This window comes from Pseudomonas sp. D3-27, from assembly GCF_051132165.1.
Classification (GTDB): Bacteria; Pseudomonadota; Gammaproteobacteria; order Pseudomonadales; family Pseudomonadaceae; genus Aquipseudomonas.
This window is the reverse complement of sequence record NZ_CP071667.1, coordinates 3,898,906-3,911,780: the sequence shown is the minus strand read 5'-3', so window position 1 is coordinate 3,911,780 and position 12,875 is coordinate 3,898,906. Positions and strand designations below refer to the sequence as shown.

14 protein-coding genes are annotated in these 12,875 nt (G+C 60.0%); 12 read left to right on the top strand and 2 right to left on the bottom strand.

All coding sequences use genetic code 11. The features are described 5' to 3' along the window. The first annotated feature begins 5 nt into the window (after positions 1-5). Complete coding sequence (locus J3P92_RS17615) at positions 6-809, top strand: IclR family transcriptional regulator (protein ID WP_420767207.1); 804 nt, start codon at positions 6-8, stop codon at positions 807-809. Positions 810-815: 6 nt separating this feature from the next. Here the strand turns inward: J3P92_RS17615 and J3P92_RS17610 are convergent, their stop codons facing one another. Then, a complete protein-coding gene (locus tag J3P92_RS17610; RefSeq protein WP_434559984.1) occupies positions 816-1,868 on the bottom strand; it encodes an NAD(P)-dependent alcohol dehydrogenase in 1,053 nt (350 codons plus the stop codon). A 178-nt stretch (positions 1,869-2,046) separates the two neighbouring features. Here J3P92_RS17610 and J3P92_RS17605 point away from each other — a divergent pair, with 178 nt between their 5' ends. Beyond that, positions 2,047-2,937: an AraC family transcriptional regulator gene (locus tag J3P92_RS17605; RefSeq protein ID WP_420767269.1), complete on the top strand. Its 891-nt coding sequence runs from the start codon at positions 2,047-2,049 to the stop codon at positions 2,935-2,937. Positions 2,938-3,120: 183 nt separating this feature from the next. Here J3P92_RS17605 and J3P92_RS17600 read toward each other — a convergent pair whose 3' ends face one another. Then, positions 3,121-4,785: an electron transfer flavoprotein-ubiquinone oxidoreductase gene (locus tag J3P92_RS17600; protein WP_434648533.1), complete on the bottom strand. Its 1,665-nt coding sequence runs from the start codon at positions 4,783-4,785 to the stop codon at positions 3,121-3,123. Positions 4,786-5,331: 546 nt separating this feature from the next. Between J3P92_RS17600 and J3P92_RS17595 the strand changes: the two genes are divergently transcribed. The 10 genes from J3P92_RS17595 (at position 5,332) to J3P92_RS17550 (ending at position 12,733) form a co-directional block, all read left to right on the top strand. After that, positions 5,332-6,081, top strand: a complete 750-nt coding sequence (locus tag J3P92_RS17595; protein ID WP_007908338.1) for an electron transfer flavoprotein subunit beta/FixA family protein — start codon at positions 5,332-5,334, stop codon at positions 6,079-6,081. A 1-nt stretch (position 6,082) separates the two neighbouring features. Next, on the top strand, positions 6,083-7,012 hold the full coding sequence (locus J3P92_RS17590; protein ID WP_420767210.1) for an electron transfer flavoprotein subunit alpha/FixB family protein: 930 nt from the start codon (positions 6,083-6,085) through the stop codon (positions 7,010-7,012). A gap of 75 nt (positions 7,013-7,087) precedes the next feature. Further along, entirely contained in the window at positions 7,088-7,912 is an 825-nt protein-coding gene (locus J3P92_RS17585) for a substrate-binding periplasmic protein (RefSeq protein ID WP_434648531.1), read from the top strand. Between the two features lie 9 nt (positions 7,913-7,921). Next, positions 7,922-8,281, top strand: coding sequence for a DUF4398 domain-containing protein (locus tag J3P92_RS17580; protein WP_420767212.1), 360 nt, complete (start codon positions 7,922-7,924; stop codon positions 8,279-8,281). Then, positions 8,278-9,087 carry an OmpA family protein gene (locus tag J3P92_RS17575; protein WP_434607074.1) on the top strand — a complete coding sequence of 270 codons (810 nt, stop codon included), beginning with the start codon at positions 8,278-8,280 and terminating at the stop codon, positions 9,085-9,087. Before J3P92_RS17580 ends, J3P92_RS17575 begins: the two co-directional genes overlap by 4 nt. Before the next feature lie 194 nt (positions 9,088-9,281). Further along, on the top strand, positions 9,282-10,724 hold the full coding sequence (locus J3P92_RS17570) for a PLP-dependent aminotransferase family protein (protein WP_420767214.1): 1,443 nt from the start codon (positions 9,282-9,284) through the stop codon (positions 10,722-10,724). 85 nt (positions 10,725-10,809) lie between these two features. Next, on the top strand, positions 10,810-11,292 hold the full coding sequence (locus tag J3P92_RS17565; protein WP_434648528.1) for a translation initiation factor 2: 483 nt from the start codon (positions 10,810-10,812) through the stop codon (positions 11,290-11,292). Between the two features lie 148 nt (positions 11,293-11,440). Then, positions 11,441-11,695, top strand: coding sequence for a YkgJ family cysteine cluster protein (locus J3P92_RS17560; RefSeq protein WP_420767216.1), 255 nt, complete (start codon positions 11,441-11,443; stop codon positions 11,693-11,695). A 54-nt stretch (positions 11,696-11,749) separates the two neighbouring features. Then, complete coding sequence (locus tag J3P92_RS17555; RefSeq protein WP_420767217.1) at positions 11,750-12,358, top strand: START domain-containing protein; 609 nt, start codon at positions 11,750-11,752, stop codon at positions 12,356-12,358. A 138-nt stretch (positions 12,359-12,496) separates the two neighbouring features. Further along, positions 12,497-12,733: a hypothetical protein gene (locus J3P92_RS17550; protein WP_420767218.1), complete on the top strand. Its 237-nt coding sequence runs from the start codon at positions 12,497-12,499 to the stop codon at positions 12,731-12,733. Positions 12,734-12,875: the final 142 nt, after the last annotated feature.

The following is a 12,875-nucleotide window of genomic DNA, read 5'->3' as shown; positions in this document are numbered from 1 at the left end:
CGGATATGCAGCAAGACGATCCAAAAATCATCAAGGATGCCGCTCCTACTGGCACGCAGACCTTGCTGCGCGGCCTGGGCGTGGTCCAGGCGGTCGCCAGCGGTGCTCGCGACTTGAAGGAAATCGCCCGGCTGATCGGCACCACCCGCAGCACCACCCACCGCCTGGCCAGTTGCCTGGTGGACGAACGTTACCTGCGCGTGGTGCCGCAAGTGGGTTACCTGCTGGGGCCGAAGTTGATCGAGCTGGGTTTCCAGGCTCGGGAAGAGTTGCCACTGGTGAGCCTGGCGGGGCCGTACCTGGACGAGTTGTCGGCGCTCACCGGGGACACCGTTCACCTGGCGATTCGCGAGGGCGACGAAGTCTTGTATCTGCTGAAAAATCCGGGGCGTAACGGGCCGGAAATGCGTTCGCGCGTGGGCCATCGCATGCCGTTGGCGCGGACAGGGATCGGCAAGGCGCTGATGCTCGATGATGCCCAGGAACAATGGAAGCGGCTGTACGAAATCAGCCTGCCGGCGGGTGGGAAGAATCAATTCTGGCCCCAGCACCAGGAGCAATCCTGGGAACAGTTCCAGCAACGGATGGTGGAGTATGTGGCGGGGGGCTATGCCTTCGACCTGGAGGACAACGAACCGTCGATCCGCTGTGTGGCGGCGCCGATCCGTGACGCCGGCAAGCGCATCGTCGCCGGTATCAGCATCGCCAGCACGGTGCCGTACATGCCTTTGGAAAAGATGGCCGAGCTGATTCCCCTGGTCAAAGGGGTCACAGCCCGGCTGTCGGCGGAACTGGGTGCCAAGGTTTGACGAGCGTCAGGCCTTGAGCGTCGCCATGTCGATAACGAAGCGGTACTTCACATCCCCGGCGATCATGCGGCTGTAGGCCTCGTTGATCTGGCGGATGTCGAGCATTTCAATGTCGCAGCTGATGTTGTGTTTTGCGCAGAAATCCAGCATTTCCTGGGTTTCGGCGATGCCGCCAATCAGCGAGCCGGCCAACACTCGGCGACCCAGGATCAGCTTTGCCGCGTGTACGGGTGGGTCGACCGGCTCGACCAGGCCGACGATGATGTGCACGCCGTTGAAATGCAGCGTATCGAGGTAGGGATTGAGGTCGTGCTGCACCGGAATGGTGTCCAGCAGGAAGTTGAAACGTCCGGCGGCGGCCGCCATCTGTTCGGCGTCGGTGGACACGATCACATGGTCCGCGCCTTGGCGACGGGCTTCTTCTGCCTTGCTCGCCGAGCGAGTGAACAACGTCACTTCCGCGCCCATGGCCTTGGCGAACTTGATGCCCATGTGGCCCAGGCCACCCATCCCCAGCACGCCGACCTTGTCTCCGGCCTTCACGCCATAATGCTTGAGGGGAGAGTAGGTGGTGATGCCTGCGCAGAGCAGCGGCGCGGCGCTGGCCGGGTCGAGTGTCTGGGGGACGCGCAGTACAAAATGCTGGCTGACCACGATGCTGTCGGAATAGCCACCCATGGTGTGGCCGCCGCTCACGTGGTCCGGGCTGGCGTAGGTCTGGGTCATGCCTTCCAGGCAGTATTGTTCCAGATCGGCACGGCAAGCTTCGCATTCGCGGCAGGAGTCGACCATGCAGCCTACGCCTACCAGGTCGCCGACCTTGTGATGGGTGACATTCGCCCCCACGGCGGTGACTTTGCCGATGATTTCGTGGCCGGGCATCAGCGGATAGACGGCGATGCCCCATTCGTTCCGGGCCTGATGGATGTCGGAGTGGCAGACGCCGCAGTAGAGAATTTCGATCGCCACATCGTCCGCGCGCGGGCTGCGGCGCTCGAACTTCATGGGGGCGAGGGGCGTGGTGGCCGATTGGGCGGCATAGCCGATGGCTGTGTACATGATGGACCTCGCTATCATTGAACGGTGAGGGGTTCATTCTGGGAGGCAGGGCGGCCGGTGGCGATGGCGATTCCTACGCCTGTCATGCCTAATCCTACGGCGTTGGCCAGGATTCGATTCCATGTGGCGCCAGACCTGCGATGATGTTTTCATCCCTTTCTTCGTGAAGTTTTCGCTCATGCTGCTGACCCGTCATCTCGATGCCAACGCCACGCTGGTTTCGCTGATAGAACCTTTGGCGACCCACGACGGTTTTGTTCCTACGCGACTGCCAGGGGTGCACGCGCTTCGCGCCAGCCAGGACGTCGCTCGTGGCCCGCAGCTCTACGAACCGAGCCTGGTGATCATTGCCCAGGGCAGCAAACTGGCGTACCTGGGGCCCCGCACAATGGAATATGGCGCGGGGCATTATCTGATCCAGGCCCTGCCGGTGCCGTTCGAATGCGAAACCTACGCCATGCCCAATGCTCCGCTGTATGGAGTTTCCGTTGCGATCGATCGGGCGATGCTGGGCGACCTGGTGCTGGCCATGGGGTTGATGCCGGGGCGGAATCTGCCGCCTCAGACGCCGGAGTCCATGACTTGCGCAGTGCTCGATGACGCCATGCGTGGGTGTGTCGAGCGCTTGTTGCGCTGCTTGCACGACCCGTTGGAATGCCAGGTCATGGGCCAGGCGCGGCTGCGGGAGCTGCTGTTCGTCGCGTTGCGCGGACCCCAGGCCGATGTGCTGCGGGCGTTGGTGGAGCAACAGGGCCAGTTCGCCCGGATTGCCGCTGCCCTGGGCCATTTGCATGCGCACTTCACCGAGCCGTTGAACGTCGAGATCCTGGCCAGTCGCGCGAACATGAGTGCTTCGACCTTTCACGAGCATTTCAAGCGCAGCACGTTGCTATCGCCGGTGCAGTACCTCAAGCGATTGCGCCTACTCAAGGCCCAGCGGCTGCTGCTCTGCGAGGGCATGAGCGTGGCCCAGGTCGCGCACCAGGTGGGGTATCAGAGCCCGTCGCAATTCAGCCGGGAGTACAAGCGTTACTTCGAGCGCAACCCAGGGGACGAACGCGCCGCCTGAATTGTGCAGGGAACCCTGTGGAAGCGAGCCTGCTCGCGAAAGCGGTTTATCATTCAACACACATGTCGACTGAGACACCACTTCGCGAGCAGGCTCGCTCCCACTTTGGTTCGGTGTGCTTCCCGGAATCGCGGGCAACAAAAAGGCCCCCATTGCGGGAGCCTCGATGTTCAGCGTTCCGGCTTACATGTTCGGGTAAGTCGGTCCGCCGGCGCCTTCCGGCGTGACCCAGGTGATGTTCTGTGCAGGGTCCTTGATGTCGCAGGTCTTGCAGTGAACGCAGTTCTGGGCGTTGATCTGGAAGCGCTTCTCGCCATCCTCCTTGGTGACCACTTCATAAACGCCGGCCGGGCAGTAGCGCTGGGCCGGTTCGTCGTACAGCGGCAGGTTCTTGCTGATCGGGATGCTCGGGTCGGTCAGCTTCAGGTGGCAAGGCTGCTCTTCTTCATGGTTGGTACCGGAGATGAACACCGAGCTGAGCTTGTCGAAGCTGATCTTGCCGTCCGGCTTCGGGTAGTCGATCTTCTTGCATTCGGCCGCAGGTTTCAGGCAAGCATAATCTGGCTTGGTGTCGCGCAGCGTGAATGGAATCTTGCCGCCGAAAATGTTCTGGTCGAGCCAGTTGAAACCGCCGCCGATGATCGCACCGTACTTGTGGATCGCCGCGCCGAAGTTGCGGCTGGCGAACAGCTCTTCATACAGCCAGCTGTTCTTGAAACTGTCGACATAGGCCGTCAGTTCATCGCCGCCTTCGGACTCGGCGAACAGGCGATCAGCCACGGCTTCGGCAGCGAGCATGCCGGATTTCATCGCGGTGTGACTGCCCTTGATCTTGGCGAAGTTCAGGGTGCCGAGGTCGCAACCGATCAGCGCGCCGCCCTTGAAGACCATCTTGGGCAGCGAGTTCAGGCCGCCCTTGGCGATGGCGCGAGCGCCGTAACTGACGCGCTTGCCGCCTTCCAGATACTGCTTGAGCACAGGGTGATGCTTGAGGCGCTGGAACTCGTCGAATGGTGACAGGAAGGTGTTGCTGTAGGACAGGTCGACGATCAAGCCGACGACCACTTGGTTGTTTTCCAGGTGATAAAGGAAAGAGCCGCCGGTATTTTCGGTGCCCATAATGTCCAGCGGCCAGCCGGCGGTGTGCACCACCAAGCCTGGTTGATGCTTGGCCGGGTCGATTTCCCAGATTTCCTTCAGGCCGATGCCGTAGTGCTGGGTGTCGGCTTCGCTGTCCAGGTTGAAGCGCTTGATCAATTGCTTGCCAATGTGGCCACGGCAGCCTTCGGCGAACAGGGTGTACTTGCCGCGCAACTCCATTCCAGGGGTGTAGAGGCCTTCTTTCGGATTGCCTTCGCGGTCGACACCAAGGTCGCCGGTGATGATCCCGCGGACGACGCCGTTTTCGTCGAACAACGCTTCCTGGGCGGCGAAGCCCGGGTAGATTTCCACGCCCAGGTTCTCGGCCTGCTGGGCCAGCCAACGGCAAAGATTGCCAAGGGAAATAATATAGTTGCCTTCGTTGTGCATGGTCTTGGGCACAAAGAAGTCAGGGATTTTGCTCGCGGTCTCGGCGTTTCTCAGGACATAAATGTCATCGCGCTTGACCGGCGTGTTCAACGGAGCGCCGAGCTCTTTCCAATCCGGAAACAGTTCGTTCAGGGCGCGCGGTTCGAACACTGCGCCGGAGAGGATGTGCGCGCCGACTTCGGAGCCTTTTTCGACCACGCAGACGCTGATTTCCTTACCGGCTTCGGCGGCCTTCTGTTTCAGTCGGCAAGCGGCAGACAGGCCAGCGGGGCCGGCACCGACGATGACCACGTCGAATTCCATGTATTCGCGTTCCACAGGCTATCTCCTACTCAAGGCTCAACAGTTTTTTCTAATTGGAGGTTTGGCGTTGCATCCGTTGTTTCCTTCGCGAAGCGACGAAAGCGACAATGGATGACCCGCGCTTCTCTCTTAAGCGGCGCATTATATCTACACCACTCTCAGGGTCCAATACAAACGTTTGTTTGAAATTGCCGCAGCCCAGATAAATCACTGACGTACGGCTTATGACTGACCATTTTGCCGTATTGACCGGAATAGACGTTCCGGTCAAGATACGGGCGGTTTTGCGCTCGCCGTAGGCTGACTGTTGGTTCCAAGAGCACCTCTAAAGACAGGGCGAAGGCAGCACAAAGTGACGAGTTGCGCGGTTCGGACGCGCAGTTTACACGCCGCGATAATGAATGACTCATCGGTCATCACTGACGAATGGTCTTCACTCCCGTGAGCAAAGGTCATGTGTGGTTCATGCCGGCGTTTTTAGAGGTGCCCTTGCGCCCATGATCATCAACCGCCAGGTTCGCCCAGGCGACTTTCTTTTCACCGGAGAGTAACGAGGAATCCATGAAGGTTCTTGTAGCTGTCAAACGAGTGGTCGACTATAACGTCAAGGTTCGCGTCAAGGCGGACAACTCCGGCGTCGACCTCGCCAACGTCAAGATGTCGATGAACCCTTTCTGCGAAATCGCCGTAGAAGAAGCCGTACGCCTGAAAGAAAAAGGCGTGGCGACTGAGATCGTCGTCGTTTCCATCGGCCCGACCACCGCCCAGGAACAACTGCGCACCGCGCTCGCGCTGGGTGCCGATCGCGCCATCCTCGTCGAATCCGCCGAAGACCTGACTTCCCTGGCCGTTGCCAAGCTGTTGAAAGCCGTAGTTGACAAGGAACAGCCACAGCTGGTGATCCTCGGCAAGCAGGCCATCGACAGCGACAACAACCAGACCGGCCAGATGCTCGCTGCGTTGAGCGGCTACGGCCAGGGCACCTTCGCGTCGAAAGTCGAAGTGTCGGGCGACAGCGTTGCCGTGACTCGCGAAATCGACGGCGGCGCGCAGACAGTTTCCCTGAAACTGCCGGCCATCGTCACCACCGACCTGCGTTTGAACGAGCCGCGTTACGCGTCCCTGCCAAACATCATGAAAGCCAAGAAGAAGCCGCTTGAAGTGCTGACTCCTGACGCTTTGGGCGTTTCCACCGCCTCCACGAACAAGACCCTGAAAGTCGAAGCGCCGGCTGCACGCAGCGCCGGCATCAAGGTCAAGTCGGTGGCTGAACTGGTCGAGAAACTGAAAAACGAAGCGAAGGTAATCTGATATGACTATCTTGGTAATCGCCGAACACGATAACAAGGCGCTGGCTCCGGCCACGCTGAACACCGTTGCTGCCGCCGCCAAAATCGGTGGCGATGTCCACGTCCTGGTGGCCGGGCAGGGCGCTGGCGCCGTTGCCGAAGCCGCCGCCAAGATCGCTGGCGTGAGCAAAGTCCTGAACGCCGATAATGCTGCCTATGCGCACCAACTGCCGGAAAACGTTGCTCCATTGGTAGCTGAGCTGGGCAGTGGCTACAGCCACATCCTGGCGGCCGCGACATCGAACGGCAAGAACATCCTGCCTCGCGTAGCTGCTGCATTGGACGTCGACCAGATCTCCGAAATCATTTCGGTAGAAAGCGCCGACACCTTCAAGCGTCCGATCTACGCTGGCAACGCCATCGCCACCGTGCAATCGACCGCTGCGATCAAGGTCATCACCGTTCGCGCCACCGGTTTCGACCCGGTTGCCGCCGAAGGTGGTTCGGCTGCCGTTGAAGCCGTGGGCGCTGCCCACGACAAGGGCATTTCCAGCTTCGTCAACGAAGAGCTGGCCAAGTCCGATCGTCCTGAGCTGACCGCCGCCAAGATCGTCGTTTCCGGCGGCCGCGGCATGCAGAACGGTGACAACTTCAAGCACTTGTACGCCTTGGCTGACAAGCTGGGCGCTGCCGTTGGCGCATCCCGCGCAGCGGTCGACGCCGGTTTCGTTCCCAACGACATGCAGGTCGGCCAGACCGGCAAGATCGTTGCACCACAGCTGTACATCGCCGTCGGTATCTCCGGCGCGATCCAACACTTGGCCGGCATGAAGGACTCCAAGGTGATCGTTGCGATCAACAAGGACGAAGAAGCGCCAATCTTCCAAGTGGCCGACTACGGCCTGGTGGCGGACCTGTTCGAAGCCATCCCTGAGCTGGAGAAGCTGGTCTAATCCGGCATCTTCACTTATAAAGAGCCCGGCCTTTTGGCCGGGTTTTTTATTTCTGTTTCCGGAGCGCTTAGTGCCATGGATCTTCGCCGTTTGGCTTGCTCGTCGTTGTTCTGGGTGTTGGCGTGCGCGCCAGGGCTGTCTGCCGCCGCTGGCAAATGCGAGCGCCTGATCGCTACTGGCAGCCCCGATGCGCCGCCTTATCTTTGGCAAGATCCCCAGGATCCCAAGCATTTGATCGGTGCCGGGGCCGACCTGCTGGCGCAGGTGGCGCAGGCGCTGGGGATCAAGATCGAATTGCTCTACGCCGGCAAACGCGCCCAGGCGTTGGACGAAGTGCGCAGCGGACGCATGGACCTGCTCACCGATGCCCCGCTGACCACGACTGGGTTGCAAGCCTTGGATTACGTGCACCCGCCACTGCTGGAGAACGATTACCTGGTCTGGACACGCAAGGATTCGACGCTGGTGGTCGAGCGACCGGAGGATCTTCACGGGCATAACGGCGCCTTGTCGGAAAAGGCTCGCATGACACAAGGATTTGGCCTTTTCGCTGAGCAGAATCTAACCGTGACCCGTACGCCCAACCTGACCCAGGCCTTTCAGAAACTGCTCCTGGGTGAAGTGGAATATGTACTGGCGGGGCGCTACTCGGGCCTGGCGATGGCGCAGACGCTAGGGATGGCGAATGACTTGCAAGCCGCGCCGCAAGCGGTGGACAAGCCGGGCTTGTTCCTCGCGCTTTCCCATAACTCCGCCTGCAATGACCCATGGTTACGCGGACAGCTGGCGCAAAAGATGACAGAATTGGCCGCGTCTGGCCTGGCGGAGGCTGTGTTGCAGCGCAATCTGGAGCGTTGGAGAGCACAGTTGAAGTCCCCCGTCAGCGCCCCCAAACAGTAGGGAATATTAGTGACTATTCGACCTCTTTTCGCTGCCCTGGCCGTTCTGGCTCTGGCGGGTTGCGCAGCCGATCCAGCGCCGAATGAACAGATCCGCCTGACTGAACAGGCCATTGAGCAAGCGCGTGCGGTGGGTGCCACCACCGACGAAGTACCCGAATTGAAACTGGCTGAAGAAAAATTCACGCGCGCCAAATCCAACATGGCCGATGAATCCTATAAAAAGGCGCGCATGCGCGCTGAACAGGCCGAGTTGGATGCACGCCTGGCCGAAGCGAAGGTGCTGACGCTCAAGAGCCAGGAGCAATTGAACGTGCTCGACACTCGCATCAAGCGCTTGCGCAAACAGCTGAGGGAGGATGCCCAATGAAGCACTCCCAAGTATTGGGCGGCCTGGTCCTCGCGGGGCTGGCCAGTCTGTACGGTTGCGCCGGACAGCGCAGCGAGGTGGCGCTGGAAAAGGCCAGCGATGACTTCCAGAAGGTCAAGGAAGATGCCAACGTGCTGCGTGCGGCGCCCCGGGACGTGATCCGGGCCGGCGAATCCCTGGCCCGCGCCGATCGCTTGTCCAGCTACTGGGGTAGCGGTGAGGACGTGCAGCATTACGCCTACTTGAGTCAGCGCTACAGTCAGATTGCCCGTGAGCACAGCAACCAGGTGCTCAACGAAGAGCGCGCGACGAAGCTCGAGCTGGAGCGCCAGCGCCTGCAGCTGGCCCTGCGCGAATCCAAGCTGCTGAGTGTCCAGCAGCAGGGCAAGTGGCTTGAAGAGCAGATCATGGCGATGGCGACCACCCAGACCGATCGCGGCCTGGTGATGACCCTCGGGGATGTGCTGTTCGATACCGGCGAAGCCGAGTTGAAAAACTCGGCCAATCGCGTGGTGCTCAAGATCGTGCAGTTCCTGCAACTCAATCCCAAGCGCGTGGTGCGCATCGAGGGCTACACGGACAGCACCGGCGGCAAGCAGGAAAACCTCAAGCTGTCCCGCGACCGCGCTCAGGCCGTGGCGGACGTGCTGGTGGACCTTGGCATTGACGAAAAGCGCATCCAGGTCGAAGGCTACGGCGATCAATACCCGGTGGACGTCAACGCAACCGAGCGTGGCCGGGCGCAGAACCGTCGCGTTGAAATCGTATTCTCCGATGACAAGGGCCAGCTCGGCGCCGCCCGTTGAGGACGGCGTCACTGGAAAACCCGGCCCCTTCGAGGCGCCGGGTTTTTTTTCGCCTGATGTTTGGGATGAGTACAGTTGGGGCTGTCAACCCACTGTACTGTCGAGTAATCTGGCAACTGTCCCAGTACACTTCTAAACTGTGCCGGTAGAATTTCCGACAAGAATAAAACGCCTGCGAAATCGAGTACTGCGTCATGACCAACCTCCTGCTCTATCAACGTATTGCGCAACAGTTGGCGGAAGACATCCGGCGTGGGGTGTATCAGCCGGGTGAACGCGTGCCTTCGGTGCGCAAGATGAGTTCGCAGCTCAACGTCAGCCATGCCACCGTCCTCCAGGCCTATGCGAACCTTGAAGACCAGGGGCTGATTCGCGCGCGGCCGCAATCGGGCTATTACGTGCACCAGACGCCGGCGTTGACCGCGCCGACGCCGGACATTGCCCGGGTCGAGCGCCCCGGATTGGTGACGCGTAGCAGCATTATCCAACAGGTGTTGGTCGAGTCGCGCCGCGAAGGGGTGTTTCCGCTGGGCGCGGCGGTGCCGAGCGTTGATTATCTGCCCGTGCGGGCGTTGCATCAGCAGTTAGCCAAGGTCACGCGTTTCCACAGCCCGCGGGCGTTCAGCTACATGTTCAGTCCCGGCTTCGAGCCGTTGCGCCGCCAAGTCGCGATCCGCATGCGTGACGCCGGCGTGGTGGTGGATCCTTCCGAGGTCGTCATCACCCATGGCTGCGTCGACGCCCTGCAGATGTCCTTGCGCGTGCTGACGCGTCCCGGGGATTTGATCGCCGCCGAGTCGCCCACTTACTACGGGCTGCTGCAACTGGCGGATCTGCTGGGCCTGAAGGTCATCGAGATCCCCAGCGACCCGGTCACTGGCATGAGCCTTGAAGCCTTGCAATTGGCGGCCAACCAATGGTCGATCAAGGCGCTGGTCCTGACCACGCGCCTGAGCAATCCCCTGGGTGGCACAATGCCCGAAGAGCGGCAAAAACAACTGCTGCGCCTGGCATCGGATTTCGATATCCAGATCGTCGAGGACGACATCTATGGCGAACTGATGTTCGAACAGGGCCGGACCAAGGCATTGAAGGCCTACGATCGCTTGGATCGGGTGATCTACTGTTCGAGTTTCTCCAAGACCCTTTCGCCCGGCGTTCGGATTGGCTGGATGATCGCCGGCAAGTTCCAGCAGGAGATCCAGCGACTCCAGACGTTCAGCACCCATTCGGCGTGCAGCGTCACTCAGATGGGGATCGCGGCTTACCTGGAGAATGGCGGCTATGACCGACACTTGCGCTACATTCGCCAGGAGTACCGCAAGAACCTCAGCGCTTTTCAATTGGCGGTGCAACAGCACTTTCCGGAAGGCACGCAGATGAGTCGTCCCACCGGTGGGTTCATTCTTTGGGTCAGCCTGCCGGGGCGGGTCAACACCCAGGAACTGCACGTCCGCGCGCTGCAACAGGGCATCAGCATCGCCCCCGGGCTGATTTTCAGTAATACCGAGCAATTCAACCACTGCATCCGCCTGAATTGCGGCATACCCTGGAATCGCGAGGCAGAGCGTGCGTTGATGACCCTGGGGTTGCTGGCGACCCAGTTGTGCCAGGAGACCGCCAGCGGGTTTTTATAGAAATCAGCGGCTTGGCCCGATGTGCTTGTCAGCGCCTCAATATCGGGCGAGCATGGACATCTCTGCCGTAGGTGTCGTCGTGTCTATGAAAACCATTGTTCCTGCTGCGTGGGTTTTGATCGGCCTGTTGAGTGTCCTCGACATGGGGAGTGCCATGGCAGCTTCGGCCCAAGAGAAACCGGCCGCCAGCGCCGCCAAGCCCACCGCGAAGAAAACCGCCGAGATAAAGAAGACTGTCAAAAAGACGCCTGCCAAAACGGCCGCCGCAAAGAAAAAGCGCGCCCCCATTGCCTCCAAGAGCAAATCGGCCCGCGAAGTCGCCAAGACCCCTTTACCACCGGCCAGGCTGGACCTGAGCCTGCCACACGATATGGTCGATCAGTTGCAGCCACCCGGCAAGGTGCCCCTGCCCAAGCGTGAGCCACTGTTGCCGTCCATGTTTGGGGAAAAGCCGGGCCCATTCCAGCTCAACGGCCGTCTGCTGAGCAACGAGATGCAGCTGCCCTTGCGCAATCAGGAGCGCAACGAAGTGGAAGGCGCGGCACTGGAATTCGAATTCAAGCAATAAGGCCATGCAATGCTGCTGTTCGTCGCTGACTGCCGGGTCACTCCACCCACTACGAAAAAAACCCCCGGACGGCGATTTCAAACGGCTGTTTTAGCCGTTACCCTGTGTCCTGTTACCAATCATTACTTGTCGTGAGGATCCTGTCGTCATGAAGTGCCGTGAAGGCTGTGGCGCCTGTTGCATCGCCCCTTCCATCAGTTCTCCCATCCCTGGCATGCCCCAAGGCAAGCCGGCGGGAGAACGTTGCGTGCAGTTGTCGGCCGGTAATCTCTGCCTGATCTTCGGCCAGCCTGAACGCCCGGCGGTGTGTTCGGCGTTTGAGGCGGACCTTGAGGTCTGCGGCAATAGCAGCGAAGAAGCCATTCGATTGATTGGCTGGTGGGAGCAGGTCACGGCGGCGTAGTGGGACAACGATCGGAAACGACATGAACGAACTTGGACGATAAGGAAAACAATTATGGGTTCGCTGCATCGTATGGCTGTGTTGTGTGGATTGACCGTCCTGTTGGCAACAGCTACCGCCCAGGCAGAAGACTGGCAAGTCGCCAAGGAAAAGGAAGGTATCCAGGTGTCGCTGAGTGAGGTCGCTGGCTCGAAGTACAAGGCCTATCGCGGCGTGACCGTCATGAAAACCACCATGGCCAAACTGCGGGCCCTGCAGGAAGACGTTGCGGATGCGTGTGGATGGATCCATGAATGCAAGAGCCAGAAGTTGCTCAAGCACGAGGGCGACAAGAGCTGGACCTACACCCAATTCAATACGCCGTGGCCGGTCACGGCCCGCGACTCCGTGCTGGAAGTCACTACCGTTGAAGGAGCTGATGGCAGCCTCACTCGCAAACTCAAGGGCGTGCCTACCTATCTGCCGGAAGAGAAAGGCTTTGTGCGCGTGACGCAGGTCGAAGGCTTCTGGAAGTTCACCCCCAAGGCGGCGAACCAGATCGAAGTGACTTACCAAGTCCACACCGAGCCGGGGGGTGATGTACCGTCCTGGCTGGCTAACAAGTTCGTGGTGGACGCGCCGTTCAATACGCTGAAAGCGCTGAAAGAGCGTGCCGAAAAATAATCGGTAGGCCGCGATGAAGAAACCGCCCACGAGGCGGTTTTTTCATTGGTGCCGTCAGCGAACTCAGCGGAACGATTGTTTCGCCATCAATGTCGAGATAGACGTAAGCCCGGCCATGTATTGATCGAGGAGACACCGATGCAGAAGTGGGAAATCACTTTCGTTGATGATCACGGCGAAGCCGTCGCCGAGCAGTTCGATTACGACCAGGAGCCCACAATGGAACAGGCCGCCCAATTGATCCGCCAGAGACTGCTCCCCGTGCCCGCCAAGCTTGATCTCAACGATCTGGAAGGTCGCACGCAAGACCCTACGCTCAAAAGCCTCAAGACCCAAAACAGCATTGAAATCATCAGCATTAAACCGATTTCATGAAATTCATTGTTCGGTCCCGCTTGGCAGTGGCGATGACTTGAAGCTACTCTGCAACCGAGATCAGCGAAAGGATCGCCAAGGTCCGGTCTTGTCAGCTACATGCTTGTGTCCCGACGGCCAGTTGATGCCGTACTGCTTGTAA

Bases quoted from the DNA above. Each gene is read 5' to 3' on its own strand.
- J3P92_RS17615 (WP_420767207.1), top strand. From the start codon at position 6: ATGCAGCAAGACGATCCAAAAATCATCAAGGATGCCGCTCCTACTGGC.
- J3P92_RS17610 (WP_434559984.1), bottom strand. From the start codon at position 1,868: ATGTACACAGCCATCGGCTATGCCGCCCAATCGGCCACCACGCCCCTC.
- J3P92_RS17605 (WP_420767269.1), top strand. From the start codon at position 2,047: ATGCTGCTGACCCGTCATCTCGATGCCAACGCCACGCTGGTTTCGCTG.
- J3P92_RS17595 (WP_007908338.1), top strand. From the start codon at position 5,332: ATGAAGGTTCTTGTAGCTGTCAAACGAGTGGTCGACTATAACGTCAAG.
- J3P92_RS17590 (WP_420767210.1), top strand. From the start codon at position 6,083: ATGACTATCTTGGTAATCGCCGAACACGATAACAAGGCGCTGGCTCCG.
- J3P92_RS17585 (WP_434648531.1), top strand. From the start codon at position 7,088: ATGGATCTTCGCCGTTTGGCTTGCTCGTCGTTGTTCTGGGTGTTGGCG.
- J3P92_RS17575 (WP_434607074.1), top strand. From the start codon at position 8,278: ATGAAGCACTCCCAAGTATTGGGCGGCCTGGTCCTCGCGGGGCTGGCC.
- J3P92_RS17570 (WP_420767214.1), top strand. From the start codon at position 9,282: ATGACCAACCTCCTGCTCTATCAACGTATTGCGCAACAGTTGGCGGAA.
- J3P92_RS17565 (WP_434648528.1), top strand. From the start codon at position 10,810: ATGAAAACCATTGTTCCTGCTGCGTGGGTTTTGATCGGCCTGTTGAGT.
- J3P92_RS17560 (WP_420767216.1), top strand. From the start codon at position 11,441: ATGAAGTGCCGTGAAGGCTGTGGCGCCTGTTGCATCGCCCCTTCCATC.
- J3P92_RS17555 (WP_420767217.1), top strand. From the start codon at position 11,750: ATGGGTTCGCTGCATCGTATGGCTGTGTTGTGTGGATTGACCGTCCTG.
- J3P92_RS17550 (WP_420767218.1), top strand. From the start codon at position 12,497: ATGCAGAAGTGGGAAATCACTTTCGTTGATGATCACGGCGAAGCCGTC.